Below are 25654 nucleotides of genomic sequence, written 5' to 3' on the forward strand. Positions count from 1 at the left end.
CACCGGACGTCCACTGTGGACGGACCGCCGCATCCCCGTCCGTGCCCGCGGCGACGCGGGGTGTCGCCGAAGCTGACGGCAGGCCTGCCGCGACGCGTCACCGCACGACCGGCAGGCGCACGGTGACGTCGCGCAGCACCATCGCGCCCGGCGTGCGGCTCCCGTGCAGGACGAACATGTCCGAGACCGGGCTCACGGTGAGGAAGAGCGACTGACCCGCCGGGACGGTGGCGGCGACGGACGGCAGTTCGATCGTCCGGCGGGCGGCCAGGTTCAGGCCCTCCTCGCGGTGGGGGAGGACGTTGTTCTGGATCACCTTCGCGTCCAGCGGGGACGTGCCGACGCTCAGCGCGAAGAACGCGCGGCTGTCCAGGCCGAGCGCGGTGACCACGGCGTTCAGCGTCGGCGAGCCCGCGACGGTGAGGGGGCCGTCCGCGATCTTGACCGCCTGCGGCACGCCGACGGCCGCGGTGGTGGCGATGTCCGGCAGGGCGGCGGTCGTGTTCGGCGCCACGGAGTCCACGGTGACGCAACCGCCCTCGGCGGTCATCAGGTGGTAGCGGCCGTGGCCGGTCAGCGTGCGCGGCGCGCCCAGCAGGTTCTCCGCGAGGAAGCGCAGTTCCAGCTCGTGGTAACCGGCGCCGCCCAGCCGGGCGGAGCAGGCGTCGCCGGCCACCGCGTGCCCGGCGGGCAGGACGCTCGGCAGGGCGTGGCCGCCGTTGTAGCCGACCAGCAGGCTCTTCGCGCGGGCGCGGGAGGTCAGCGCGCGGTCGAAGTTGTCGATCGCCTGGTCCAGCGGGAACAGGTTGTCGCTGACGCCCTGGCGCAGCAGCACGGGGACGTCCAGCCGGCGTCCGGCGGCGACGTGGTGCGCGGGGCCGTTGTCGCGGAAGAACTCGTCCATCGCGGCCGGCCAGTCGCCGGTGACCAGCCCTTCGGCGTAGCCGGCGGTGACCGTCGACGTGTGCGCGGTCGGCGCGGCGGCGAACAGTGCGGTCACCCACGTCGTGCGGACGACCTCGCGCGGGGCGAGGCTGTCGTTGAGCGAGTGCCACGTGATCTGCGGTGCGAGCGCGTCGAACCGGGTCCGGCCGGTCTTCATGATCTCGGTGAACGCGCCGGCGAACTGGTAGCCGCCGCCGTAGGAGCCGCCGATCGCGCCGAGGACCGGGTCGTCCGGCCCGGTCTCGCGCACCCAGTCCAGCGACGCGACGTGGTCGATCACCCGGATGACGTCCTCGCCCTCGAACGCCGGATCCTCCACGTGCGCCTTGCCGCCGCTCTCGCCGAACCCGCGCTGGTCGATGCTGACCACCCCGAACCCGGCGTCGAGGTACCGCTGGAACGAGCCGGGCGCGGACGTGCGCGTGCCGCCCCAGCCGTGGCTGTGCAGCAGCACCGGCACCCGGTTGTCCCGCGAGGCGGCGGCGGGCTTGAACACGCTGACGCAGATCTCCACCGGGCCCGGCTCCAGCGGATCGGTCTCCGGCACGCTCGCGACGCAGGTGTTCACCGGCGCGGGGTGGTCGGCGCTCGCCGCGGTCGGAGCGGTCACGGCGGCCAGCGCCGTCGCCAGCGAGACGGCCGCCGCGGCGAGTGCGGTCTTCCTGCGCATCGGGTTCCTCCGGTCGTCGGCGTGCGGGGCAGGCAGCCGATCTAACGACGGAGCCCGCGGATCGTTGCTCCGCTCGCCCCACGACGGCCGTGCGGCCCTCCGGCCGCACGAGCAGTGACGTCGAGGGGGCCGACTCGGTGATGTGTCAGGACGTGAGGGCCTGGGTGATCACGTCCAGCGCCGGTCGCGGCGGGGTCGGCAGGAGTCCGGCCAGGTCACCGCCGGTGGCGTCCAGCAGACCCGCGCCGATGTTGGCGAACATCGAGAGCGTGTGCGCCACCTGGTACGGCTCCAGCCTGGCGGCGACGAGCGCGGGACGGGTCCGCGCAAGCGACGCGGGCTCGTAGGCGACGGGGCGGCCGAGGGACCGGGTGAGGGCCGCGGCGATGTCGTCCCCGCCGACGGCGGTGGCTCCGACCAGGTCGTACGTGCGCCCGGCGTGCCGGCCGGGCCGTCCGGCGGACAGGTCGGCCCACGTCTCCGCCGCGACGCGGGCCGCCACGTCGGCGAGGTCTTCCCTGGCCACGACCGACACCCGGCCCCGTCCCAGGGGCGCGGTGAACACGCCGGTGGCGGCGGCGGGTCCGGCGGCGTCGAGCGCCAGGCCGGCCGGGATCTCCGCGTACAGGCCGTTGCGCAGCACGGTGACGTCGAACGGGGCCGCGGCGAGCCGGGCCTCGGTCCAGCGGTGGGCCAGGGCGATGCTCAGTTGGTCACCCGAACCGGTGAGGCTGGTGTAGATCACGTGCCGGACGCCCGCCGCCGCGGCCGCGTCGACCACGGCGCCGTGGCGGGCCAGGACCACGTCGTCCTCGGCGTACCCGGCGGAGACGAACACGAGCACCCGGACGTCGCCGAAACCGCCGACCAGGGTCGACGGGTCGTCGAAGTCGATCCGGCGGGCCGTGCCGACGGCCGCGCGGGTGCCCGCCACGACGTCGAGGCCGGCGGCGACGAGCCGGTCGTGGACCAGACCGCCGAGCGCGCCCGAGAAACCGGTCACCAAGATCATGGAATACCCCTTGAATCGTCTGGGTTGGACGACCACAGGGTCGTGATCACGGGCCGGGACCGTAAGGGGGCACTACCGTGTCTGTCGCGCACACCGGGGTAACCCCGCAGGTCGGCGGTGCCGAGCCGGTCGGGCCGTGTGGCGAGGACGACTGCGGCGTCCGCGACGTCCTCGACCGGCTCGGCGACAAGTGGACGGTGCTGGTCGTCGTGGAGCTGGCCAAGGGCACCCGCCGCTACCGCGAGCTCCAGCGGGCGATCCCCGGCATCTCGCAGCGGATGCTCACCGTGACCACGCGCCGGCTCTGGCGCGACGGCTTGGTCGAGCGGACGGTGCACCCGACCATCCCGCCGCAGGTGGAGTACGCGCTCACCGACGTCGGCCGCAGCCTCGCGGTGACGATCGCCGGCCTCGCCGACTGGTCCCGCGACCACAAGGACGCCATGGACGCGGCGCGGCGGCGGTGGGACGCCGAGCACCCCGACGAGACCGGCCGCTGACCTGTCCGCCGGTCGCCCGGGGCGGCCGTGCCATGCTGGGGCGGGCAACGCATCCGGGGGTGTGCATGGCGTCGAAGCGCAAGGGCGGTATCGCCCCGTACGTGGCCCTGCTGCTGGCCGTGATCATCTTCGTGCCGGCGGTGCGCGAGGTCGTCGCCGACCTGCTCGGACCGCTGGTCGACCTGCTCGGGGACGTCAACCCGTTCGGCGGGTGAGCCCACCGCTCCGCCGGGCGTAGCGCGGTGCCGGGCGAGGCGCGTTCAGTCCGGCGCCGGAGCCTGCCGAAGCGGTGCACCGGCCCGCGGCACGCTGGACCGGGTGATCGAGGGCGCTCGCCGAACCCCTCCCCGCCGGGACGCCCGCCGTCACCGGCGACCGCCAGGCGGGGTGACGCCTGTTCGACGCGGTGCGGCTCCCGGCGTTCTGACCGGCGGCCCGGTCGACGGGCCACCGGCCGGCGCTCCCGCGGCGGCGTGCAACGGATCGGCGCGCCGGATGCGTTGGGGGGTTGGCCTGTTCGACCTGTCGCAGGAGTGTCAGTGACCTTCGAGGAGTTCGTCGCCCTACGGCTCGGTGCGCTGATCCGGTACGCCACCGTCGTGACGTGGGACCGGTACCTGGCCGAGGACATCACGCAGGACGTCCTCGTCCGAGCGCAAGCCAGGTGGTCGAGGATCGGGAAGCTCGACGCGCCGGAGCAGTACGTCAAGCGCATGGTGCTCAACGAGTTCCTGTCGTGGCGACGGCGCAAGGCGGCGCAACTGGTGCTGCTGCCGAAGGAGACCTTGGAGGGCGTGGCGCCCCACGTCCCCGACCGCACCAACGCCGTCGACGACCGCGACCTCACGCGCCGGCTCATCGCGGGGCTGCCGCCGAAGCAGCGGGCGGCGATCGCGCTGCGGTACTACGAGGACCTGTCCGACGAGCAGATCGCCGACTTGCTCGGCTGCCGAACCGGAACCGTCCGCAGTTATCTCTCACGAGGGCTGGCCGCGCTGCGCGCCGCGCTGCCCGCCGATCGGGTCAGGATCTAGAGGAGTGCAGGTGAACAACGACATCGAAGACCTGGTCCGGGACGCCGTGCGCCGCCAGGAAGAGCTGGCCGTGGACCCGGACCGCGTCCGGGCCGCGCTGCCCGCGCGTGCCGCCCGCCAGACCCGCGCGCACCGCACCAGGGCGATCGCCGTCGCCGCCGCGGCCTTCGTGGCGGTCGCCGTCGCCGTGCCGGTCGTCGTCCTGCGGGACTCCGGGAGTGACGCCGGGCCGGCCGCGTCGCTCAGCACGCCGCCCACCACCGTGCCGACGGCCGGTGCCGCGCCCCCGCCGGACTCGGCGACGTTCCCGTTGCGCTACCGGCCGACCTGGCTGCCGCCGGGGGTGTCCGAGCGGTCCCGCAGCGTCCCGCTCACGAGCGGACCCGACGCCAAGGCGAGCACGGTGCGGATCTGGCAGCCCCCGTCGGCGGGGGAGGAGAACCTGGGCCTGTACGCCTACGCCTCGCCCGAGGGCAGCGAGCCGAAGGCCCCGCCCGTGGTGAACCCCGGAAGCGGCGCTGTGGTGCGCGACCGCGAGGTCGACATCAACGGCAAGCCCGGCCGCTACGACGGCGACGCCACCGTGACGTGGCGGGTCGACGCGAACACCAAGCTCATGCTCGTCGCGCCGGGGCTGGGGCTGTCCGAGGAGGACCTGCTCCGCGTCGCCCGCTCGGTCGAGCCGGACGACGCGCGGGTGCACGTGCCGCTGCGCACCGGTCCGCTGCCGGCCGGCGTGGTCACGCACTTCGCGAACGTGGAGGGCACGTCGCCGACCTCCTGGGAGGCGAGCGTCTTCGCGGACCGGCCGTTCGACGCCTACGTCCACGTGGAGGTCGCCACGCTGGACCGCGGCGCCGACGCCGGCGGCGAGACCGTCACCGTCCGCGGGCGCACCGGCCACCTGGCCACACCCGTCGGCGACACGTCCACGCAGGCGGGGTACCGGACCGACTGGGTGCTCACGGTCGACCTCGGTGACGGTCGCCGGCTCACCGTGCGGGCGGGGTCGGGGTTGGGGGCGGCGGGTCCGGCGCTGACGCGGGCAGAGGTGATCGCGATCGCCGAGCAGGCCGAAGTGGACGCGAACCCCGATCTGGGCTGGCTCGGCGGCTGAGGACCGGCGGGGTCCGCCGAACGGCCCGAGGCCAGGTCGACGTCCGCCCGTCGACCTGGTCTCACCCGTCCCCGCGGGTCAGCCGAGCCGACCCGGTTGGCCCGAGTGGCCCGAGTGGTCCGGTTGGCCGAGTTGGCCGACCAGCACCCGCAACGCCGAGCGGACGTGCTCCTCGGCGAAGGTCGTCACCGCCTCGGGGTCGCCGACCTCCAGCAGGCGCACGAGTTCCCGGTGCTCGTCCACCACCACGGCGCGGTAGCCGTGGTAGCCGAGCCGGATGCGGGTCAGCTGGAACAGGTACACCTGGGAGCGCACGGCGTGCCACGCCTCGAGGAGGCGGCGGTTGCCGGCGGCCTGGTAGACGGTGTCGTGGAACTCGACGTCCAGCGCGAGCAGCTCGTCGCTCGGGGCGCTGGCGGCGAGGCGTCGCGACATGGCGTCGACCAGCTCGCCCAGGGCGTCGAGGTCGACGCGGCCGACGGCGCTGCGGGAGGCCAGCCCTTCGAGCGCGGCCCGGACCGAGTAGACCTCTTCCGCGTCCTGCGCGGTCAGGTCGATGACGCGCGTGCCGCGGTGCCAGGCGCTGCGCACCAAGCCCTCCCGCTCCAGCACGGCGAGGCCCTCGCGGACCGAGCCGCGGCTGACGTCGAGGGACGCGGCCAGCTCGACCTCGCGCACCGGCGAGCCGGGCGGGAACACCCCGGCGAAGATCGCTTCCCTGATCCGGTCGGCCGCCTCGTCCGCGAGTCCCCGCCGGTCGGCCTTGCGCAGCTGCATGATGTCGAATGTTGACATCGGCGCGGTCCGGTGGTCAAGGTGAGGGCATGAGACCCGGCTTCCACCTCGCGATCCCCGTCGACGACCTGCCCGCGGCACGCGCGTTCTACGGCGGCGTGCTCAACCTCGAAGAGGGACGTTCCGCCGACGCGTGGGTCGACTGGAACTTCTACGGCCACCAGGTCGTCACGCACGTCGTGCCCGGCGCGCGCGGCGACTCCGGCCACAACCCGGTCGACGGCCACGACGTGCCGGTGCCGCACTTCGGGCTGATCCTGCCGATCCCCGAGTTCCACGCGCTGGCCGACCGGCTGCGCGCCGCCGGCACGGAGTTCGTGGTCGAGCCGTACCTGCGGTTCGCGGGCGAGCCGGGGGAGCAGTGGACGATGTTCTTCCGCGACCCCGCCGGGAACGCGTTGGAGTTCAAGGCTTTCCGCGACGAGTCGCAGGTGTTCGCGAAGTGAGCCGCGGGGTTCTGGTCACCGGCGGCAGCCGGGGCATCGGGGCGGCGATCGCCGACGCGTTCCGCGACCTCGGTGACCGGGTGGTGGCGCTGTCGTCGGCCGACGCCGACCTGGCCGACCCGGACGCCGTCGCGCGCGTGGTCGACTCGGCCGCCGACACCCTCGGCGCGATCGACGTCCTGGTCAACAACGCCGGGCTGGTGGAGCTGGGGTCGTTCGCCGACACCACGTACGAGGAGTGGCAGTCGTTGTGGCGCCGCACGTTCGACGTGAACGTGTTCGGGGCCGCCAACATGTCCTACCGCGTCGCGCGGCACATGGTCGAGCGGGGCGTGCGCGGGCGGATCGTGAACGTCGGCTCGCGCGGCGCTTTCCGCGGCGAACCGGCCATGCCGGCCTACGGCGCGAGCAAGGCGGCGCTGCACTCGATGGGGCAGTCGCTCGCCGTTTCCCTTGCACCGCACGGGATCGCGGTCGCGTCGGTGGCGCCCGGCTTCGTCGCGACCGAGCGGGTGGCCCACATGGTGACCGACGACGTCCGCGCGCAGAGCCCGTTCGGCCGGGTCGCGAAGCCCGAGGAAGTCGCCGCCGCCGTGGTCTACCTCGCCTCGGCGGAGGCGGAATGGGCGTCGGGCGCGGTGCTGGACCTCAACGGCGCGTCCTACTTGCGGACGTAGTGCCGTCGCCGGTTCACGGTGCGCGCCGGCCGACTCGCAATGCGAATGCGGGAAATCGAGTGTCCGGCCGGCCGGCCGCCCGGCGAGAGTCGCGCCGGCCGCACTCGGCGGACCGGGACGGGGTGCCGGCCGAATGGCCGACAGCGGCCCGTCCCGGCCCGACGGCACCATTAGGCGTCCGTATTGTGGAAGGTGAATAATTGAGCGCTGTTCGCCTATTCGCGCTCATCTCATGGTGACCACGGCTTTTCCACCCGACAGGCCGCGGTCGCGCACGAGTCGCAGCACGTCGGCCAGGCGCGACCAGTCCGCGGTGTGCCCCGGCTCGGCCCGCACCCGGCCCGCGGCCACCAGGTCGACCAGCACTTCGAGGTCCGCGCCGTCCGGCTCGGTGTTCAGCCCCGGCCCGAAGCTGTGCACGCGCGCGCCGCCGCCACCGGCGAGGTCGTGCACGTCCACCGGCGTCTTCTCGCCCGAGCTGCTGCCCAGCAGCACCACCGTCCCGCCCGGCGCGACCTGCGACAACGCGGCTGCCAGCACCCGGCCGCCGACCGACTCCAGCACCAGGTCGAACGGCGCGCCGGCGTCCTCCACGCACTCGACCACCTCGGTCGCGCCGAGCGACTTCAGCTCCTTCTCCACCTGCTCGGCCCGGGTGGTCACGGCGCTGACCTCGGCGCCGGACAGGGCGGCGAACTGGAGGTGGAACCGCCCCACGCCGCCGTTCGCGCCGGTCACGAGCACGCGTCGGCCGAGCAGGCTCCCGCCGAGCCGGAGGCTGCGCAACGCGGCCAGGCCGGCCGTCGGCAGTGCCGCGGCCTGCTCCATCGTCACCGAGTGCGGCAGCTCCACCAGCCGTGACGCGTCGACCGCGACCGACTCCGACCAGCCGCCGCCGTCCACCAGTCCGACGACCCGCGCCCCGCGCCGCGGACCCGTGCCGTCCGGCGCGCTGCGCGTGACGACCCCGGCGACGTCACGGCCCGGCCGCCACCCGTGCGGCTGAATGGCGAGCATGCGCAATTCGTCCCGGTTCACGGAGGACGCGTATACGGAGACAATCGCCTGTCTCTCGGTTTGCGCCGGCTGCCCCACCTGGACGAAGGACACCGGCTCGTCGTCGCCCGGGGTGGCGATCACAGCATGCATTGCGACTTGCCAATCTGTAGCAGAGGAGTGGTGTCCGACATTCCAGCTCACATTGACGTTTTCGCCAAGTGGCAATACGTTAACCATGCGATCACCGATCGTTATGACCGCCGCACGGGGGTTAGAGAATCGTGGAACTGCGACAGGTCCAGTACTTCGTCACGCTCGCGGAGGAGTTGCACTTCGGCCGAGCGGCGCAACGATTGTACGTGGTGCAGCCGGCGGTGAGTCAGCAGATCCAACGATTGGAGCGCGAACTCGCGGTCGAGCTATTCGACCGCAGTCGGCGGCAGGTCGTCCTGACCCGGGCGGGCGAGCGTTTCCTGCCCGAGGCGCGCGCCGTGCTGGCGTCGGTGAAACGCGCGGTGGACGCCGTGGCGTGCACCGCCGCGCCCGAGTCGCCCACCCTGCGGCTCGGCACGACCGAGGCGCTGGGGTGGCGGCTGGAGGACGTCCTCGCCCGCTTGCAGGAGGCCGAGCCGCTGGTGCGCGTCAACCTGGTGAGCGTCCCGTGCTGGGCGCGGCTGGACCGGGTGCGCGACGAGCGGCTGGACGCGGCGCTGGTGCGCCTGGTCAAGAGCGCCAAGGGGTTGCGGCTCGTCCCGGTGTGGCGGGAGCGGCTGGCGGCGGTCGTGCCGGCGGACCACGAGCTGGCCGGTCCGTCCGAACTGGACCTCAGCCTGCTGGCGGACCTGCCGCTGCGACTGGTGCCGCGCGAGCGGAACCCGAAGCTCGTCGACTTCGTCGTCAACGCCTGCCGGCGCTCGGGGTTCGAGCCGAAGCTCGGCGCGCCGTTCACCACCCTCCAGGACACGTTCGCGGAGATCGGGGTGGGCGATCCGTCGTGGACGGTGGTCTACGAGGGCGTGGCGGACACCGTCGTGCCGCGCCGGGTGGCCTTCCGCAGGTTGGCCGACCCCCACGTGGAGATCACCACCTCGCTCGCCGTGCGCACCATGACACCGCTGTTGGAACAGCTCGCCGAAGCCTGCCTCGCGGCGGGGGAGGACCGCTGAGCCGGCGGGGGACGGGCCCGCCTGCCGCCGCGGCGCCCGTCGCCGTGCGCGCACCGGGACGTCGGCGGTGGGGGCGGTTGCCGGCGTAGACCTCCGGCCGCCCTCGCGGCGGACACCCCGGGCGGCCCGGTGGCGACGCCGTCCAAGGCGAGCAGCGTCCGGCACGTGTCGAGGTACGCGAGGCTCCGGGTGGCGAACCGGCGCCGGACGGCCGCGGCGGGGCGGGCGGGCGCGCGGCGGTGCGCCTGCCTCGTCCACCCGGTGCGCGGGAAGCGTGCCCGCACCGGGACGGTGCCGCGTGCCGTCACGCCACCTCTTCCTGGACCTCGCAGTCGGCGGCCGGCGCGCCCTGGCCGATCTGGTAGCCGACACCGCGGACCGTGGTGATCCACGTGCTCGTGCCGAGCTTGCCGCGCAGGCTGCTGACGTGCGTGTCGATGGTGCGGCTGGACTCGCTCCAGTTGCTGTCCCAGACCTTCGACATCAGCTCCTTGCGGGACACGACGGAGCCCGCGTTCGACGCGAGGGTGTAGAGCAGCTCGAACTCCTTGGCGGTCACGTCGATGACCCGGCCCGCCAGCCGCACCTCGCGGAGCGTGCGGTCGATGCGGAGCTTGCACAGCGAGATGACGTCCGAGCCGGCCTGCCGGGGGTGCGTCCGCCGCACCACCGCCTCGATCCGGGCGATCACCTCGCGCAGCCCGCACGACCCCACCACGCAGTCGTCCGCACCGGCCTGCAGCGCCAGCACTCGCTCCAGCTCGTCGTCCTGCCGGGTGATGGCGATGATCGGCGTGTCACCGACCTCGCGTATCGCCCGGCAGACGGCTAAGCCGTCCAGGTCGGGCAGTTCGAGGTCGAGCAACACCATGTCCACGTCCGGGTGCATCCTCAGCGCTTCGGCGCCGGCGCACACGCTGCCCGCGTCGTAACCTTGCCTGCGCAGCGCGCCGACCAGCAACTCGGCCTTGACCGATTGCCCCTCCACCACGAGTACGCGCACCATTGTCTCGACGACCTCCCCAGTTCCGGATCTCTGACACCACGTTCGACCGACGGCGGCGGAACGCCCCGGCGACGGGGCGGTGGCGAACTCCGGGCGCGGTCGAACGGGCGCCACCGCCCCGGTCCCGGCTCCCCGTGGGGAACGGGCGGGGCGTCGACGCCGTCGAGCCGCGCTCGGTCGCGGGCGCGTCCCGCGCCCTACACCTCCGTCATCACGGCGACGAGCTCCGACACCACCGCGACGGCGGTCCGTCCCGGTGCGGGTCGGTCGTGCTATCACCGCCGGTGCTCGGAACGGCCCGGTGCCACCGGACGCCGTGCGGCGCGCTTGTCATCAGACGATCCTCCCCAGGACACCCTCTTCTCGCGAAGAGGCAAGACCGCGCGAAATGACATCCCACCCGCGTGCGCCACCGCTGGGCACGCGGGCATTGCCTTGGCTCTCGCCGTCGGCTGCCACCGATTGCGGCGGCGACCGTTCAACTTGGTACCAAACCGCGTCGGGTGACGTCAACGATTATGCCGTGGTCGCCGCGGAGTGGACATATAGACGTGACGCAACTCCGATCCGGAAGGCGTCGAACGCATTGATGACGTCGGGTGTGAATTCGCTCTCGTCGCCGGCCGGTAACCGGTTCGGCCCCTTGACGACGTCCCGGTGTCGTGACGCAGAGTGGTCGCGGACCCGGCACGCGCCTTCGGCCACCGCGCGGTCGGCGGACGGGTGATGGGTGATCAACCACTTGGCCAGGCCCGTTCACACTGCACAACCGGTTCGGCATGGCGAAGCGCCGACCCCTCCGGGGCGTTTGCGGACGGTCACCGCATTCGATCGGCGGAACGGTTCCGTCAAGTCTGGCGTGACCCGATTCCCAGACTCCCGTGACACAGCTTTGACAAACTCCTGACATGGGCCGCTTGACTTTTGAACGCCCACAGATCAAGATCATCGTGGTTCGCACCTGATTCAACCGGATTTCGCAGGACGATTTAATCGTGGCATCGGCGCCGCGGTACGGTGGTTTCGGGGAAGGGATCGGGGCGCGGGCCGCCGGTTTCCGACCCGGACCCGGAACTCACTCCGACAACCATTACCACCGCGGATTCCCGACCGACCACCACACCGCACCGGAACGGCCGGACCGGCCGACCGCACGTGGCTTTCAGCTCCCCAGTGCTGACCCCGGACGCGTGCGCCCCCCAGTGCCGACCCCACCCCCCTCCAGCGGGTCGGAGTCGGCCCGGTCCGGCGGCCGTGGCGCGGTACCGCCCCGCGACGACGACCACGCGGGGCGGGCCGCGCCACGGTGCACGACACCACGGCTCGCCGACGACGTCGACGCCGATCAGGGAGTGGGAAGGTGCGGGGAAGCCCGGCGCGCCTTCGGGTTCCGCGGGCTCGGCGCGGCTCGATCAGGAGGCCTCGGCGGGCGCGCCGGCGCGCACCGCGTCGAGGTACTCGGAGATCGCGTCCCGGTTCCGGATCAGGAAGTTCACCCGTTCGGTCATCCGGTCGCGCTCGGTCTCCAGCATCGCGATCATCTCGGGCGTGGCGTCCGGGAAGTGGATGACGCGCGGCTTGTTCAGGCACGGCAGGATCTGCTTGATGATGCGCGTGGGCAGCCCGGCGTCGAGCAGCCCGCGGATCTGCACCACGCGGTCCACCAGGCCCTCCTCGTAGTCGCGGTAGCCGTTCGGGGAGCGGCGCGAGACCAGCAGGCCCTGCTCCTCGTAGTAGCGCAGCAACCGCCGCGACGTGCCCGTACGCTCGGAGAGCTCTCCGATGCGCATGCGCCCCACCTCGTCTGTCTCCCACTGGACCCTCACCCGCGTGTGAGGGTTTTCAGCATAGGGGCGGCCCGCGCCCCGGCACAGGGCCGACCGCACGATGGCGGCGCGAGGACTTCGGGATCGCGTGCGACCCCGTCCGGTCGGGGGACCGGACGGGGTCGTTCCACTGTGGACCGGCGAGTGGTCCCGGTCAGGGGCGGACGCCGCCGGCCAGGTCGCCCAGCACCTCCTCCAACCGGTCCAGCGACGCCCGGACCCACGGCAGCGCCACCGGGTCGGCCGAGGCCAGGGCGGCCGTGCGCTCCTCGTCGGTGTCGCCGTAGAGCCTGCTGGTGGACGCGCGCAGCCGCAGCGCGTCCGCCGGCTCGCCGAACGCGCTGCCCGGCAGCACGCCGACACCGTGCCGCTCCAGCAGCCACCCCGTCAGCTCCGGGCCGGTGCGCACGCCGTGCGCCTCGGCCAGGTGCTCCCGCAGCGGCTCGAAGTCGGGGTACAGGTAGCAGGTGGCGCGCACCGGCCCGACGATCGCGCCGACCGCCGCCAGCCGTTCGGCCACCGCGCGGGCGACGGCGGCGTGCAGCCGCCGTGACGCCGCCACGTGCTCGACCAGCTCGGTCGGCTCGGCCAGGGCGAACGCCCCGACGGCCTGCACCGGGGCCACCGCGCTGGACCAGACCTGGCTGGCCACGTTGACCAACCGGTCACGCAAGGCGTGGTCCCCCACGGGCAGGCGGGCCACGCCGAGGCGCCACCCGCCCAGCGCGAACGTCTTGGTGAGCCCCGTGGTCACGACCGTGCGCTCCGGCGCGAACCGGGCCGGGGACGGCGCCGGGTTCCCCGCGTCGAACACCAGGTCGTGGTAGATCTCGTCGGACACGATCACCAGGTCCAGCTCGCGCGCCACGTCGGCGAGCCGGGCCGCGGTGACCGCCGTGATCACCGTGCCGGTCGGGTTGTCCGGCACGGTCACCACGACCGCCCGCACCTCGCGCCCGGCGGCACGGGCCGCGAGCACGGCCTCCCGCATGAGGTCCGGGTCGGGCACCCCGCCCTCGCCCGGACGGGTCCGCACCGGGAGGGCGCGGGCGCCGACGAGCCGGGCGTGCGCGGCGTAGCTCACCCAGCCGGGCACCGGGATCACCACGTCGCCGCCGATGGCCAGCAGCAGCGCGTACAGCAGCGGTTTGGTCCCCGGACCGGCCACCACGAAGTCCGGGTCGCCGTCCAGTCCGCGGCGGGCCCAGTAGCCGGCCGCCGCCGCGCGCAACGCGGTGCTGCCGGCCACCGGGCCGTACGCGCTCTCGCCGACCGCACCCGCCAGCGCCGCCTTCAGCGACGGGTGGACGGGCAGTCCGATCTCGCCGCTCGCCATCGTCAGGACGCGCTGTCCGGCACGGCGCCTCCGCGCCAGCATCTCGTCGGCGGCCATGGTCGCCGACATGGTCACGGTTTCGGGCACGATCAGCTCCCAGGGAGGTCAGGCAGCGCCGTAGCGCTCCCGGAGGACGGCCTTGCGGATCTTGCCGGTGAGCGTCTTGGGCAGGGCGTCCACCAGCTCCACCCGGTCGGGCCGGAACCGGTCGTCCAGCCCCGCCGCGCGGGCGTGCCCGCGCAGCTCCTCCAGCGACGGACCGCGCTCGCCGCCCGGCACGACGACCGCGCACAGCACGTCGCCGGGCAGGCCGACCAACGCCGCCTCGCCCACCAGGGGGTGGCTCTCCAGCACCGCCTCGACCTCGACCGCCGGCACGACGTGCCCGTCGCGGACGACGGCGTCCTTCGCCCTGCAGACGATCCGGATGCCGCCGCGCCCGTCGTGGCGCGCGAGGTCGCCGGTGTCGAACCAGCCCTGGGGGTCGAGCCCGGCGTCGAACACGTCCTGGCGCTTGAAGTAGCCGAGCGCCCGCGACGCGCCGCGCGTCCACAGCCGGCCGATCGAGCCGTCACCGGGCAGGCCGGTGGGGTCGATGCGGACCTCCATCCCGGTGATGGTCCGCCCGTTGCTGAACCCGGGCGCCTCCTCCGGGTCGTCGGCGCGGGTGAGCGTGACCGGCCCGAACTCCGACATGCCCCACAGCGAGTGCGACTTGACGCCCAGCACCTCGCGCAGGTCCACCACCAGCCGGGGCAGCACCGCCGCCGTGCCGATGACGGCGTTGCGCAGGCTGCGGACGTCCCGGGGCTTCGCCCGCTGGGCCGCCAGCACCGCCGCCATGGTCGACGGCGGGCCGTAGAGCAGGGTGGCCCGGTGCCGTTCGACCAGTTCCAGCAGGGCGTCCGGGTCCTTGACGTCCTGGAACGCGATCGTGCCTCCGACCAGGACGCCGGTGAGGAGGCCCTGGGCGAACCCGGAGTAGTGCACGAGCGGCGACGTCACCGCCGCCACCCAGCGCTCGTCCAGCTCCAACGCCTCGACGTACCCGCGCAGCGCCGCGTAGAGCGTGTTCTGGCTGTGCAGCACGCCCTTCGACTCGCCCGTGGTGCCTGAGGTGAACAGCACCACGTACGGCTCGTCCGGCCCGAGCGCCTCGCCCGCGAGGTCGTGGCGCTCCTCCCACGGCACGTCCACGAAGTGCTCGTGGAAGTCCCGCGCGCCCTCGGTCGGCCGCCCGTCGACCACCACGACGTGCGCCAGGCCCGCCAGCTCGGCCTTCAGCCCGACGACGGTCTCGGCCAGCGGCTCGCCCGCCCACTCCGGGATGGTGACGCACACCCGCGCCCCGGTCATCCCGAGCCGGTGCCGCAGCTCCGCCTCCGGGGTGTCCGGCTGGATCGGCACGATGACCGCGCCGACCGCCATGCACGCGAACACCAGCGGCACGATCTCCCACCGGTTCGGCAGCACGACGGCCACGTAGTCGCCGTGCCGCACGCCCAGCTCCCGCAGCGCGCCCGCGAACCGGTCCGTCAGCCGGGACAGCTCCGCGTAGTCCAGCGTCTCGGTGCGGGACGCGGCCACCCGGCGGGCCGCGACGGCGGTCTTGTGCGGCCGTTCCCGGGCCTGGCGGCGGAGGTCGTCGAGGAACGTCCCCGACCGCCACCACCCCTGCCGCAGGAACTCGGTCGCCCGGGCCTCCGCCACCGCGGTCACAGGCTGACCTTCCGCCGCGCCGCCACCAACTCCGGCACCGGGTCGCCGGACCTCCCGGCGGCGATCTCCAGCAGGTCGCGGGTGTTGCGCTCGACGCGGGCGCCCACCCAGTCGAACACCCACCGCTTGCGCGCCTCGCCCGGCAGCTCGAACGGCACGGTGCCGGTGAGCGCGAGGCCCGCCGCCGCGGCGCCGCCCACGTTCGCGACCACGTCCGGCACGAGCGTGACGCCGGCCGCGGCCATCCGCACCTTCGCCTCGGGGCTGGTGGTGATGTTGCCGCCCTCGACGACCAGGGAGGCGGTCAGCCGGTCCACGTTGCCGCCGTGGATGGCGTCCTTCTGCGCGGCCAGCACGAGCACGTCGGCCGGGACGTCCAGCCACGCGTCGGGCTCCGGGTTGACCTTGACGTTCTGCGGCAGCCGGGTGCGGTCGATCCGGCCCAGCGGGTCGGTGATCGCGATCAGGGCGTCGGACGGCAGGTGGTAGCCGCTGATCGTGCCGAACTCGTCGGCCACGCCGACGATCCGGTGGCCGCGCCGTTCGAGGAACTGCGCGACCGCGCGGCCCACCGAGCCGAAGCCCTGGATGACGACCGTGCCGGGTTCGTCGCGCCGCAACGCCTCCAGCGCGACGACGGCGGCGACGCCCACGCCGTGACCCGTGCAGTCGACCAGCGGCTCGTAGTACGTGCGCCAGTCGTACGGCATGGGGACGGCGCGCGGGCGCTTGCGCGGGTCGTACCCGGCGGCCTCGAAGAAGATGTTGCGCTCCGCCGGGCCGACGCCGAGGTCGGCGCCGAGGTGGATGCCGCCGTGCAGCAGGGGCGCGACCGTGCGGCCGAACACCTCGAGCGTGCGCTTCTTGTCCGAGCCGTCGTCCACGATGCCCGCCTTGGCGCCGCCGACGGGCAGGCCGACCAGGGTGAGCTTCTGCGTCATGCCGCGGGCCAGGCCGCGAACCTCCTCCTCGGTGACGTTCGGGGTCATGCGGGTGCCGCCCATGGCCCACCCGTCGACCAGCGAGTCCGCAATCACCCAGCCCTTGATGCTCTTGTCGTCACCGTTGAAGGCGACCGAGAACGCGGGCTCCTCAACCTTTTCCACCGGGTTTGCGTCGACAACAGTCATGTGCGGTGATCCCCAGATCGTGTCGGTGCTCGTGGTGAGCGGGGTTTACTGGAACAGCCGGACGAAGCCCTGGAGGACGGACAGGCCGTCGTTGCGGAACTCCAGGTGTGCCTGCGAGCCGTAGATCCGGCCGTCCTCGGACCGGATGAACTCCACCGGCGCGTCCTCGGACCAGCCGATGGCCTTGAACCCGAGCGGTGCTTCCTTCAGGTAGAGCATGTGGCGCTGGAACAGGGACACGGTCGGCTTGGCGTCCGCGAACACCGGCTCCTGCTTGTCCACGTGGACCTCGTGGTTGCCCACGCGGGACCGGCCCGGCACGAGCTCGGCGCCCGCGGCGGTGCCGATGATCTGCATGCCGCCGCAGATGCCCCACACCGGGACGGTCGACGTGAACACCAGGTCGACCAGCCGCCGGTAGTAGTCGCTGTCGTACGCGCGGACCTTCGTGCCGCTCAGCACCAGCGCCTGGTAGCGCGGGTCGAGCCGGTCGGGCACCTCGGCCGCCTTCACCAGGTCGGTGTCGGCGCCCAGGACCTCGAAGCTCTTGCGGACCTGCGGGATCGACAGGCTCCCGTTGTCCACGACGAGCACGCGGGGGGACGTCATCTCACCACTCCTCTCGCTGTCCGTTGCGCCTTCAGGTGGCGGTGATGGCGGTGCCGGTGGTCCCGGCGAGCAGGTCGGACACGCGCGCGCCGCCGAGGACGACCCGCTGGACGCCGCCGTCCAGCGCCTCGCCGGCGGCCCGCAGCTTCTTGCGCATGCCGCCGGTGGCGCCCTTGTCCCGGAACGCCCGCGCGGCGTCCGCGCCGATCCGCCGCACCGGCTTCCCGTCGACCAGCAGGAACGGCACGTCGGTGACGAGCGTCAGCGCGGGTGCGCCGATGGCCGCCGCGACGGCCGCCGCCGCCCGGTCCGCGTCGGTGTTGACGACCCGCCCCGCCGCGTCGCGGGCCAGCGGCGTGACGAGCACGCAGTGGCCCTTCCCGTGGCCGGTCAGGGCGGCGGGCTCCACCCGGTTGATCGGGCCGACCAGGTTGTCGATCTCCACCAGCTGCTTGTCGCGCCAGTACCAGCGCTCGCCGGGCCCCGCGTGCAGCAGGCCGTCGCTGCCGAGCAGCCGTGACGCGGTGACGCCGTTCTTCTCCAGCCGGGCGACCACCCCGTCCGCCAGCGCCGCGCTGACCTTGAGGATGTCGGCGATCACCTCGGGGGTGGTGTGCCGGCTCTGGTTGCCGTACCGGTCCCGCAGCACCGCCGACGGCTCGCGGTAGCGGGCGTCCAGCCGCTTCAGCGGCTTCGACCAGCCGTGCACCAGGACCAGCGGGTTCTCCCGGGCGTGGTCGGCCAGGTCCTCCCACCACGCGTCGTCCATGTCCTCCAGGCAGCTCCCGCCGAGCTTGACGACGGTCGCCGTCGCGTCCGCGCTCACGCCGGCATCACCGGCTGCATGGTCAGCCCCGTCTCCTCGGGCAGCCCGTACCGCTTGTTGATCGCCTGCACGGCCTGCCCGGCCGCGCCCTTGACCAGGTTGTCCAATGCGGACAGCACGACGATCCGGCCGCCGTCCGGGTCGTGCATGACCGTGACGTCGCAGTAGTTCGAGCCCAGCGTCGCCTGCGGGTCGGGCACGGGGATCAGCGTCTCGTTGTTGCGCCGCACCCGGACGAACGGGTGCTTCCGGTAGAAGCGGAGGTACGCGCGGGACAGCGTGCGCTCGTCCACGTCGTCGCGCGTGAGCACGTAGCAACTGGCCAGCAGGCCGCGCACGTTCGACACGCCGTAGGCCGACATGGACAGCGTGCCGACCGTGCCGGGCTTGCTGCGGCCCAGGAAGTCGCTCACCTCGGCGGCGTGCCGGTGCCCGGTGGGGGAGTAGGGCGCGATCGCGCCCGCCCGGAAGGGGTGCAGGTCGGACGTGCGCAGGTGCACGCCGCCGCCGCTGGACCCGCTCTTGCCGTCCACCAGCACGTGGTCGAGGTTCATGCCCAGCTCGAACACGAGCGGCGCGAGGCCCAGCGTGATCGCGGTGGCGTAGCAGCCGGCGAGGGAGATCAGGGGCGCGCCCACCATCTCCTCGCCGACCAGCTCCGGCACCCCGTAGACGAACCGGTCGGCGAGACCGTCCGCCCGCGGCACCTTCGGGTACCACTTGTGGTGCAGCTCGTCGCTGCGGATGCGGAACGCGCCGCTCAGGTCGACCACGCTCTCCACCCGGTCGGCGAACCGCGCGGCCAGGTCGGCCGACACCGGCGCGGGCGTGGACAGCAGCAGCACGTCGACCCGGTCGGCCACGTCGTCGGTCACCGGCTCGACCACCAGGCCCAGGTCCTGCCGCAAGCCGGGGTGCAGCTCGGAAGGTCTGCGTCCGGCGTGCTGCGACCCGCCCAGGAACGTCAGCTCCAGGTTGGGGTGCTGGCCGATCAGCCGCATCAGCTCGCCGCCCGCCAGGCCGGAGGCGCCGACGACGCCGACGCGAATCCCGCGGTCGCCGCTCATCCGAGCACCTCCCGCACGTACCGGCCGATCGCCCCGGCGACGTCCACGCCGCTCGTCGTGGCCACGGCCCGGAAACCGGGCGCGTGGTTCACCTCGTTGACGAGGTAGCCGTCGTCGGTCTTGAACAGGTCGATGCCGTAGATCCCGGCGCCGAGCCGCTCGACCACCGCGTCCACGACCCGCGTGATCTCCGGGTCGACCGCCACGGTGTGGTGGTTGGACCCGATGGCCGCGTTGTTGCGCCAGTCCTCGCCGTTGCTCTCGAACCGCGCCGTGGCCACGATCTCCCGCCCCACGACGAGGCAGCGCACGGAACCGCCGCCCAGGAACGGCTCGACCAGGCACGCCTGCTCGAACGCGTGCCCCAGGTCCTCCACGTAGTCGTACACGGAGTTCGCCGTGTCCGCGTCGCGCAGGAGGGTCACCCGCTTGCCCATGCCGCCGAAGATCGGCTTGAGCACCACCGGGAACGGCAGCTCCTTGACCGCCTTGCCGAAGTCGCGGCGCGACAGCACGAGGCGGAAGTCGGGCACCGGCACGCCGGCCCGGCGCAGCAGCGCGCGCAGGGCCAGCTTGTTCTCGCACGCCTGGATGACCGCGGACGAGTTCAGCGCGGGGATGCGCGCGGCCTCGGCGAGCGTGGCCAGCAGGCCGCCGCGGGTGTAGCTGCGGCTGCGGACCAGGACCACGTCGTAGGACTTCAGCGACTCGGCGTGCTCGTCACCGAGGCACAGCGACTCGTCGTTGACCCACTCGACCTCCAGCCCGTGCTCCGGGCCGCGGTCGATGAGCTGCCGCTCCTCCCAGCTGACGCGGTCCGCCACGATGGCGACTTTGCCGCCCATGTGCTTCTTCCCTTCGCCGGAACGCTGGTCGGTCGGTCACTGGCCCCAGTCGCGCAACTGCACCTCGACCATCTGCAGGACGAGCGTGCCGTCCTGGATCTCGTCGACCCGGAGCGTCAACAGGCACTCGGGGCACGACATCGTCTCGCCCTGCACCACGGGCGGGGTGGAGAGCGGGGTCTCGCACTCGGGGCAGGCCCCCGTGAGCATCTGCGTCATGATCGGTCCTCCCTGTTACGTCAGCTGTGCTGGAACTCGGCGGCGTGCTTGCGGATGGTGTCCCGGTCGAGGAGCGGACGGCCGTCCTGCTCCTGCCGGTCCGCCAGCCAGGTGGCGAAGGCCTCGACGTCGACCTCGACGTCCGAACCGGACAGCGCCCACTGGATGAGGGGCTTGGTGAACCGGGTGCGCACGCGCAGCTCGCGGCTGTTGCCGACCACCTCGGGCGGCAGGGTCTCGTACGCGGCCGGGTGGGAGAGCTGGCCGGGCAGCTCGTAGGCGAAGGCGTGCGGGGTGGTGGGACCGGACATGAAGGACTCGCCGAGGCCGGAGCCCTTCAGCGCGGCCTGGGTGAGGGTGGTCAGGTGCGACAGGTCGAACCGGTCGTCGCCGTAGACCACCCGCAGCGAGGTCAGCACCTCGGCCAGCGGGGCGTTGCCGCCGCGCTCGCCGATGCCGCCCGCGGTGGCGGAGATCCACTCGGCGCCCGCCTCGTAGGCGGCCAGCGAGTTGGCCGTGGCCATGCCGAGCATGTTGTGCGAGTGGATCTCGATCTCGGCGCCGTCGATCGCGGTCAGGTCGGAGATCACGTCGTACATCTGCCACGGCGCGAGGTACGCGACCGTCTCGGCCAGCCGGAACCGGTCCGCGCCCGCGGCGAAGCCCGCGGTCACGTAGGAGACGAGCCGCTCCCTGTCGGTGCGCGCGCCGTCCTCGCCGCTGAACGTGACGTGGAAGCCGCGCTCCTTGCACATCTCGATGGCCGCGTTCGCCACCGAGGTGAGGTACTTGGTGCTCGCCGACGCCAGCTTGAGCGCCGCGTGCTCGGCCGACGTCGGGATCGACAGCATCACCGACCGGACGCCCAGGCGCTCGGCCTCGTCCAGCGCCTTGACGACCTGCTGGCGGTCGCGCACCACGACCAGCGTCAGGCACCTCTCGGGACCGACGGCCTCGTGCGCGGCCTCGATCATGTGGGTGTCGCCGGACTTGGCGCCGGAGATCATGCCCACCTCGACCAGCTCGACACCGGTCCGCACCAGCAGCTGGGCGATGTAGGCGGTGTCCTTGGCGTTGAACTCGACGCCCGCCATGTGCGCGGAATCGCGCAGGGTGGCGTCGGAGATGCTCGGCAGCGGTCGAGTGGTCCGCCCGCCGACCGCGAGGAGACCCTCCCCGTCGTGCCGGCCTGTTTCTGCCATGACCTTTCACTCCTCCCCGAGGAAGTGCTTCTGGGTTTCACGGCGAGCGCCGTGGGTAATGTTCCGGGAAAGGCGGGCCGCCGTTCGGTGTGAATCGCGTCCACGGCGTCTGTTCTGCTCGAAAGCCTGGTGGGTATTGCCCGGCAGCATCAAGATCGGGCACGTCAGACCTTTGTGAAACTTTGTCATGCAGATGTCAGACGGCGAAAAGTCGTGCAAGGTCGACGTCAGAAAACCTCGGAATGCGGCCCACCGGCTGTGCACGGCGACGTGCCGCCATTACGGTGGGCCAAACCGGGGGATGCGGCTGCGGCGAAGTGCCGAGCGCGGCCGGTGGCGGTTTCCACGTCACCCCGACTCGGAATGGCCGAAAGGGGGCGTGACATGCCGGAGCGGGAAGAGGGGCGAAGGGCGCTGCGCGCGGCGCCGGCGGGCGCCGCGCGCAGCGGTCACCCGTGACCGATGCGGTAGCCCACACCCCGCACGGTCTTGATCCACGAACTCGAACCGAGCTTGGCGCGGAGGCTGCTGACGTGGGTGTCGATCGTCCGGCTGGACTCGGTCCAGCTGTCGTCCCAGATCTTGGCCATCAGCTCCTTGCGCGAGATGACCGCCTCGGGGTTGGCGGCGAGCGCGCGGAGCAGCTCGAACTCCTTGGCGGTCACCTCGACCAGGCGGCCGTCCAGCCTGACCTCGCGGGACCGCCGGTCGATGTGCAGCGGGCACAGCGAGATCTGGTCGGGGTCGTTCGGCCGGGGCTTGGCCCGGCGCAGCACGGCCTCGATGCGCGCCATCACCTCGCGGAACCCGCACGACCGCACCACGCAGTCGTCCGCGCCGGCCTGCAGCGCCAGCACGCGGTCCAGTTCCGTGTCGCGGTTCGCGATGGCGATGATGGGCGTGTCGCTGTCGGCGCGGATCGATCGGCACACCTCCAGGCCGTCGATGTCCGGCAGCTCCAGGTTGAGCAGCACGAGGTCCGCGTTGCGGTGCTCGCGGCACGCCTCGGTGCCGGTCGTGACGGTGCAGACCTCGTAACCCTGCCTGCGGAGGTCGCGCACGAGCGCGCCGCCCGCGGGGTCCTCTTCTACGACGAGCAACTGCATGGCGATCACTCATCGAGAGGGGTGGCCGCGACGCGCGGGTCCGGCCACCTGGCGGACACCGGACCACGTCGTGTCGACTCCCCTCGGCGGAGTAATCGCACCGGCCGCCCGGCCGATCCGCCCGGTGCGGGCGGATCGGAGGTGACCTCGACTTGTCGTGGGTGCCACGAACCCATTCCCCAGACCCCCAGCCTCGTTCAGCCGGACCGCGCGGAGGCATCCGACCTGCGAACATGTGCCACAAGATAAGCAGTGTCCCGCACCCGACCGGTCCCCCCAAACAGACCAACTCTCTGCTTGGAAAATCGCACCGGGAGATAGCCGTTCCGTATCCCGGCCTTGCGCCGTCCATCGTCAACGGGTACCCGCCGGTCGGGCTGTGCATGACCGACAACCGGCGATACCCGATTTACGCGGACTCGTCGTTCATTCGTGGTGCGAGTTATTCGTGGACCGCCGCGGCGGCCGTGGGTGATCCGCCGCGGCGATTCACGCAGTGCGACCGGAACGGAGGTGGTTGCGTCCGAAAGTGTGATCGGGGCCGGGTGGAATGCGAAACCGGCCGCGACCCGCCGTCCGGCCGCCGTGGCCGCACCGTCCTGGTGGGACAGTCCGGTCGCGACGGTCCCGCGCTCGTGGCTCGGGGTCGGCGTGCGGGCGTGGCCGGCACACTGTAGACGATCTTGAACGGGCGTCGCGCGGCCAGGGTGGAAGTGCCGGGCGGGCGGCACCGGGCGTGCGCGGACGGAGGAAGGCGAAGGCGGTGAATGGTGACTGAACGTGACGGGCGTTGTGCCGGTCGAGGGGCGGGCTCGCGACGCTTCACGGCGCGTATGGGGCTGTCGGCACGTCGATGTGACGGTTCGCCGCGCTCTCGCCGCCTCGTCCGGCTCGGCGTGACCGCGGGTGGGGCCGGGTCGGCGTCGCCGATCGCGCGTCCCATAATGGACCGCCGTCGACGCCGTCGGTGCCCCGACGGCCGCCGGGACGGCGGAGTCCGCCAAGCCCTGGGGAACCGGGGAATGGCATGCCATCCCTCGTCGTTGCACAGGTGCCGCACGTGGTCCGCCGGCGCTGTGGGGATCTCGTCGAGGGTCGCGTCACCGTTCCGTGGGCGTCGACCGCGTGCCGTCAACCCGCACCGCCTCGCCGCCTTCGTGTGGCCTAGGTCACAGTGGGCCGGCTTGACCTTCACACTTATGTGAAGGTTCGATTATACAAAGCATGTCAACGTCTCACGCAGGGTTACCGACGGACTCCCCTACGGGAGCTGAAAAATCCAAACTTCCCATGGCCGCGCTGGCGGCACTCGCCACGGCCGCGTTCATGGGAATCCTGACCGAGGCGCTGCCCGCGGGCATGCTGCCCCAGATGAGCCGCGACATGGGCGTCAGCGAGTCCGCGATGGGCCAGGCGCTGACGATCTACGCGATCGCCTCCTCGATCACCGCGATCCCCCTGTCCGCGGCCACGGCGTCCTGGCGGCGCAAGCCCCTCCTGCTCATGGCGGTGGCCGGGTTCGCGGTCGCCAACACCGTCACGGCGGTCTCGGACAGCTACCTGCTGACCATGGTGTTCCGCTTCATCGCCGGCGTGGCCGCGGGCTTCATCTGGGCCCTCCTGGTCGGCTACGCCCGCCGCATGGCCCCGCCGCACCTGCAGGGCCGCGCGATCGCGATCACCATGGCGGGCGTCCCGCTCGCGCTGTCGCTCGGCATCCCCGCGGGCACGTTCCTCGGCGAGCTCTTCGGCTGGCGGTTGACGTTCTGGCTCGTGACGGGCCTCGCGGTCGTCCTCATCGGCTGGATCCTGACGTCGGTGCCGGACTTCCCGGGCCACAAGCCGGAGAACCGGGTGCCGATCCTGCGGTCCTTCACCCGACCCGGCGTGGCGGCGGTCCTGTTCGTGGTCGCCGCGTGGGTGCTGTCCCACAACATCCTCTACACCTACATCTCGACGTTCCTCATCGAGTACAGGATGGGCGGCTCCATCGACCTGGTGCTGATGGTCTTCGGCATCGCGTCCCTGATCAGCATCCTGATCACCGGCGCCCAGGTGGACCGCAGGCTGCGCCTGCTGACCATCGTCAGCGCCATCCTGGTCGCCGTGTCGGCCGCCATCCTCGCGGTGCTGGCCGACTCCCCGACCCTGGTCTACGTCGCGGCCACGCTGTGGGGCCTCGGCTGGGGCGGCGTCACCACGCTCCTCCAGACCGCCGTCACCGACGCGGGTGGCGACGAGGCGCAGGCCCTCCTGGTGACCACCTGGAACGGCTTCATGGCCGCGGGCGGCGCCGTCGGCGGCATCCTGCTCGACTTCCTCGGCCCCAAGTCGTTCCCGTGGAGCGTCCTCGCGCTCATCCTGCCGGTGCTGCTCGTCGTGGTCGTCGGCCGGGCGCACGCCTTCCCCCCCAAGCGTCCGGGCACGACCTGAGGCTGACCGGACGGCAACGGGTCCGGCCCCACCACCGAGGTGATGGGGCCGGACCCGTTGGCGTGCGGCGTCAGGCCGCGTCGGCGCGGCCCGCGAACCGGACCACGTTGGACAGCACGACGTCGTGCGACGTCACCTCGATGGTGATCCGGTCGCCGTCGGCGATCCGGAACCCGGCGTGCCAGCTCGCCTTGTCCGAGCCCAGCAGCACGTAGTTCACCAGCCCCGGCCGGCGCAGCGCCGGGTACGAGAGCAGGTTCTCCACCATGTCCTCGACGCGGTGGTAGATGGCGTCCGCCCCGCACGTGAAGGGGCCTTCCCACGCGGTGTCCCCGGCGCGCTCGATGACGATGCGGCCGGTGACCGTCTGCGGCGGCTTGTCCAGGAACAGCCAGGGCGTCATCGACGTGTCGCACAGCTTGGCGTACGGCGTCCAGCCCCACGGGTTCTGCAGGTGCAGGCCGATGTCGTTCAGGTCGTTGCCGAACGTGTAGCCCGCGTAGTGCGGCGTGCCGTGCTCGTCGTTGACGTAGACCAGCGCGACCTCGGGCTCCTCAAGCAGCGCCACGGCCGACGCCGGCACGGTCATCGGGTCGCCCGGCATCCGCAGCCACGAGGCCATGCCCTTGATGAGCCAGTTGGGCGCGCGGAACTCCTGGTCCGGCGCCGGGTCGTGGTCGAACTTGGACCGGTGCGTGCCCATGAAGCCGCTGACGAGCGCGTTGTTGGTCCGCGTCGGCAGCAGCGGCGGGAGGTAGCGCAGGCCCTCACCGCCGGCGGGGACCACCACCTCCTCCGCGCCGTCCGCGAGGGCCGCGCCGAGCCCCGGCCCGTCGGTCTCGGTGACGGCGGCGCGCAGCCGGTCGTCGCTCACCCGGTACAGCCGCTGCGGCTCGCCGGGCGCCGCCCGGTCGAAGCCGACGAACCGCTCGCCGTGGTACTCGCACTCGAAGAGGATGGACATGCTGT

The 25654-nt window shown here is 72.6% G+C and carries 25 protein-coding genes; 8 read left to right on the forward strand and 17 right to left on the reverse strand.

Annotation, left to right across the window (positions count from 1 at the left end; genetic code table 11):
* Positions 1-97: 97 nt before the first annotated feature.
* On the reverse strand, positions 98-1615 hold the full coding sequence (locus ACRAKH_RS13835) for an alpha/beta fold hydrolase (protein WP_380724148.1): 1518 nt from the start codon (positions 1613-1615) through the stop codon (positions 98-100).
* A gap of 145 nt (positions 1616-1760) precedes the next feature.
* A complete protein-coding gene (locus ACRAKH_RS13840; RefSeq protein ID WP_380724147.1) occupies positions 1761-2627 on the reverse strand; it encodes an NmrA family NAD(P)-binding protein in 867 nt (288 codons plus the stop codon).
* 77 nt (positions 2628-2704) lie between these two features.
* Between ACRAKH_RS13840 and ACRAKH_RS13845 the strand changes: the two genes are divergently transcribed.
* The 4 genes from ACRAKH_RS13845 to ACRAKH_RS13860 all read left to right on the forward strand — a co-directional run bounded on the left by ACRAKH_RS13845 (position 2705) and on the right by ACRAKH_RS13860 (position 5278).
* Entirely contained in the window at positions 2705-3127 is a 423-nt protein-coding gene (locus ACRAKH_RS13845; protein ID WP_380724146.1) for a winged helix-turn-helix transcriptional regulator, read from the forward strand.
* 65 nt (positions 3128-3192) lie between these two features.
* The gene (locus ACRAKH_RS13850; RefSeq protein ID WP_380724145.1) at positions 3193-3342 is read left to right on the forward strand and encodes a hypothetical protein; all 150 of its coding nucleotides are present in this window, start codon (positions 3193-3195) and stop codon (positions 3340-3342) included.
* A 318-nt stretch (positions 3343-3660) separates the two neighbouring features.
* Entirely contained in the window at positions 3661-4161 is a 501-nt protein-coding gene (locus tag ACRAKH_RS13855) for a SigE family RNA polymerase sigma factor (RefSeq protein ID WP_380724144.1), read from the forward strand.
* Between the two features lie 10 nt (positions 4162-4171).
* A complete protein-coding gene (locus tag ACRAKH_RS13860; RefSeq protein ID WP_380724143.1) occupies positions 4172-5278 on the forward strand; it encodes a hypothetical protein in 1107 nt (368 codons plus the stop codon).
* 78 nt (positions 5279-5356) lie between these two features.
* On the opposite strand, the gene ACRAKH_RS13865 is transcribed toward ACRAKH_RS13860, so the two are convergent.
* Positions 5357-6055 (reverse strand): GntR family transcriptional regulator, encoded by a 699-nt coding sequence (locus ACRAKH_RS13865; protein WP_380724142.1) that lies wholly within the window; start codon positions 6053-6055, stop codon positions 5357-5359.
* 47 nt (positions 6056-6102) lie between these two features.
* On the opposite strand from ACRAKH_RS13865, the gene ACRAKH_RS13870 reads away from it, so the two are divergent.
* Both ACRAKH_RS13870 and ACRAKH_RS13875 read left to right on the forward strand, forming a co-directional pair.
* Positions 6103-6519, forward strand: a complete 417-nt coding sequence (locus ACRAKH_RS13870; RefSeq protein WP_380724141.1) for a VOC family protein — start codon at positions 6103-6105, stop codon at positions 6517-6519.
* Positions 6516-7196: an SDR family NAD(P)-dependent oxidoreductase gene (locus ACRAKH_RS13875; protein WP_380724140.1), complete on the forward strand. Its 681-nt coding sequence runs from the start codon at positions 6516-6518 to the stop codon at positions 7194-7196. The genes ACRAKH_RS13870 and ACRAKH_RS13875 overlap by 4 nt, the downstream gene beginning before the upstream one ends.
* A 225-nt stretch (positions 7197-7421) precedes the next feature.
* On the opposite strand, the gene ACRAKH_RS13880 is transcribed toward ACRAKH_RS13875, so the two are convergent.
* Positions 7422-8432 carry a zinc-binding dehydrogenase gene (locus tag ACRAKH_RS13880; protein ID WP_447009861.1) on the reverse strand — a complete coding sequence of 337 codons (1011 nt, stop codon included), beginning with the start codon at positions 8430-8432 and terminating at the stop codon, positions 7422-7424.
* A 44-nt stretch (positions 8433-8476) separates the two neighbouring features.
* Between ACRAKH_RS13880 and ACRAKH_RS13885 the strand changes: the two genes are divergently transcribed.
* Positions 8477-9361: a LysR family transcriptional regulator gene (locus ACRAKH_RS13885; protein WP_380724138.1), complete on the forward strand. Its 885-nt coding sequence runs from the start codon at positions 8477-8479 to the stop codon at positions 9359-9361.
* Positions 9362-9665: 304 nt separating this feature from the next.
* Here the strand turns inward: ACRAKH_RS13885 and ACRAKH_RS13890 are convergent, their stop codons facing one another.
* The 12 genes from ACRAKH_RS13890 to ACRAKH_RS13945 all read right to left on the reverse strand — a co-directional run bounded on the left by ACRAKH_RS13890 (position 9666) and on the right by ACRAKH_RS13945 (position 22252).
* The gene (locus ACRAKH_RS13890; RefSeq protein WP_380726158.1) at positions 9666-10367 is read right to left on the reverse strand and encodes a response regulator transcription factor; all 702 of its coding nucleotides are present in this window, start codon (positions 10365-10367) and stop codon (positions 9666-9668) included.
* A 1412-nt stretch (positions 10368-11779) separates the two neighbouring features.
* Positions 11780-12157 (reverse strand): MerR family transcriptional regulator, encoded by a 378-nt coding sequence (locus ACRAKH_RS13895; protein WP_380726156.1) that lies wholly within the window; start codon positions 12155-12157, stop codon positions 11780-11782.
* Between the two features lie 190 nt (positions 12158-12347).
* Positions 12348-13616, reverse strand: a complete 1269-nt coding sequence (locus tag ACRAKH_RS13900; protein WP_380726154.1) for a pyridoxal phosphate-dependent aminotransferase — start codon at positions 13614-13616, stop codon at positions 12348-12350.
* Positions 13617-13634: 18 nt separating this feature from the next.
* Positions 13635-15248 (reverse strand): AMP-binding protein, encoded by a 1614-nt coding sequence (locus ACRAKH_RS13905; protein WP_380726152.1) that lies wholly within the window; start codon positions 15246-15248, stop codon positions 13635-13637.
* Positions 15245-16354, reverse strand: a complete 1110-nt coding sequence (locus ACRAKH_RS13910) for a Glu/Leu/Phe/Val dehydrogenase dimerization domain-containing protein (protein WP_380726150.1) — start codon at positions 16352-16354, stop codon at positions 15245-15247. Before ACRAKH_RS13910 ends, ACRAKH_RS13905 begins: the two co-directional genes overlap by 4 nt.
* Before the next feature lie 69 nt (positions 16355-16423).
* Positions 16424-16987, reverse strand: coding sequence for a type 1 glutamine amidotransferase (locus ACRAKH_RS13915; protein ID WP_380726148.1), 564 nt, complete (start codon positions 16985-16987; stop codon positions 16424-16426).
* A gap of 31 nt (positions 16988-17018) precedes the next feature.
* Positions 17019-17813, reverse strand: coding sequence for an amino acid kinase family protein (locus tag ACRAKH_RS13920; protein WP_447009862.1), 795 nt, complete (start codon positions 17811-17813; stop codon positions 17019-17021).
* A complete protein-coding gene (argC, locus tag ACRAKH_RS13925; RefSeq protein ID WP_380726144.1) occupies positions 17810-18880 on the reverse strand; it encodes an N-acetyl-gamma-glutamyl-phosphate reductase in 1071 nt (356 codons plus the stop codon). The genes ACRAKH_RS13920 and argC overlap by 4 nt, the downstream gene beginning before the upstream one ends.
* Positions 18877-19725, reverse strand: coding sequence for an ATP-grasp domain-containing protein (locus ACRAKH_RS13930; protein WP_380726142.1), 849 nt, complete (start codon positions 19723-19725; stop codon positions 18877-18879). Before ACRAKH_RS13930 ends, argC begins: the two co-directional genes overlap by 4 nt.
* Before the next feature lie 36 nt (positions 19726-19761).
* Positions 19762-19944 carry a hypothetical protein gene (locus ACRAKH_RS13935; protein WP_380726140.1) on the reverse strand — a complete coding sequence of 61 codons (183 nt, stop codon included), beginning with the start codon at positions 19942-19944 and terminating at the stop codon, positions 19762-19764.
* Between the two features lie 20 nt (positions 19945-19964).
* Positions 19965-21146 carry a hypothetical protein gene (locus tag ACRAKH_RS13940; RefSeq protein WP_380726138.1) on the reverse strand — a complete coding sequence of 394 codons (1182 nt, stop codon included), beginning with the start codon at positions 21144-21146 and terminating at the stop codon, positions 19965-19967.
* A gap of 449 nt (positions 21147-21595) precedes the next feature.
* A complete protein-coding gene (locus ACRAKH_RS13945; protein ID WP_380726136.1) occupies positions 21596-22252 on the reverse strand; it encodes a response regulator transcription factor in 657 nt (218 codons plus the stop codon).
* 1290 nt (positions 22253-23542) lie between these two features.
* Between ACRAKH_RS13945 and ACRAKH_RS13950 the strand changes: the two genes are divergently transcribed.
* Positions 23543-24685, forward strand: coding sequence for an MFS transporter (locus ACRAKH_RS13950; RefSeq protein ID WP_380726134.1), 1143 nt, complete (start codon positions 23543-23545; stop codon positions 24683-24685).
* Positions 24686-24755: 70 nt separating this feature from the next.
* On the opposite strand, the gene ACRAKH_RS13955 is transcribed toward ACRAKH_RS13950, so the two are convergent.
* On the reverse strand, positions 24756-25649 hold the full coding sequence (locus tag ACRAKH_RS13955; RefSeq protein WP_380726132.1) for a hypothetical protein: 894 nt from the start codon (positions 25647-25649) through the stop codon (positions 24756-24758).
* Positions 25650-25654 lie beyond the last annotated feature (5 nt).

It is taken from the genome of Saccharothrix hoggarensis (assembly GCF_052936025.1).

Excerpts from the sequence above, each read along its gene's own strand:
- ACRAKH_RS13935 (WP_380726140.1), bottom strand. The coding sequence starts at position 19,944 with ATGACGCAGATGCTCACGGGGGCCTGCCCCGAGTGCGAGACCCCGCTC.
- ACRAKH_RS13945 (WP_380726136.1), bottom strand. The coding sequence starts at position 22,252 with ATGCAGTTGCTCGTCGTAGAAGAGGACCCCGCGGGCGGCGCGCTCGTG.
- ACRAKH_RS13955 (WP_380726132.1), bottom strand. The coding sequence starts at position 25,649 with ATGTCCATCCTCTTCGAGTGCGAGTACCACGGCGAGCGGTTCGTCGGC.
- ACRAKH_RS13870 (WP_380724141.1), top strand. The coding sequence starts at position 6,103 with ATGAGACCCGGCTTCCACCTCGCGATCCCCGTCGACGACCTGCCCGCG.
- ACRAKH_RS13930 (WP_380726142.1), bottom strand. The coding sequence starts at position 19,725 with ATGGGCGGCAAAGTCGCCATCGTGGCGGACCGCGTCAGCTGGGAGGAG.
- ACRAKH_RS13865 (WP_380724142.1), bottom strand. The coding sequence starts at position 6,055 with ATGCAGCTGCGCAAGGCCGACCGGCGGGGACTCGCGGACGAGGCGGCC.
- ACRAKH_RS13915 (WP_380726148.1), bottom strand. The coding sequence starts at position 16,987 with ATGACGTCCCCCCGCGTGCTCGTCGTGGACAACGGGAGCCTGTCGATC.
- ACRAKH_RS13840 (WP_380724147.1), bottom strand. The coding sequence starts at position 2,627 with ATGATCTTGGTGACCGGTTTCTCGGGCGCGCTCGGCGGTCTGGTCCAC.
- ACRAKH_RS13940 (WP_380726138.1), bottom strand. The coding sequence starts at position 21,146 with ATGGCAGAAACAGGCCGGCACGACGGGGAGGGTCTCCTCGCGGTCGGC.
- ACRAKH_RS13835 (WP_380724148.1), bottom strand. The coding sequence starts at position 1,615 with ATGCGCAGGAAGACCGCACTCGCCGCGGCGGCCGTCTCGCTGGCGACG.
- ACRAKH_RS13850 (WP_380724145.1), top strand. The coding sequence starts at position 3,193 with ATGGCGTCGAAGCGCAAGGGCGGTATCGCCCCGTACGTGGCCCTGCTG.
- ACRAKH_RS13950 (WP_380726134.1), top strand. The coding sequence starts at position 23,543 with ATGGCCGCGCTGGCGGCACTCGCCACGGCCGCGTTCATGGGAATCCTG.
- ACRAKH_RS13890 (WP_380726158.1), bottom strand. The coding sequence starts at position 10,367 with ATGGTGCGCGTACTCGTGGTGGAGGGGCAATCGGTCAAGGCCGAGTTG.
- argC (WP_380726144.1), bottom strand. The coding sequence starts at position 18,880 with ATGAGCGGCGACCGCGGGATTCGCGTCGGCGTCGTCGGCGCCTCCGGC.
- ACRAKH_RS13895 (WP_380726156.1), bottom strand. The coding sequence starts at position 12,157 with ATGCGCATCGGAGAGCTCTCCGAGCGTACGGGCACGTCGCGGCGGTTG.
- ACRAKH_RS13880 (WP_447009861.1), bottom strand. The coding sequence starts at position 8,432 with ATGGTTAACGTATTGCCACTTGGCGAAAACGTCAATGTGAGCTGGAAT.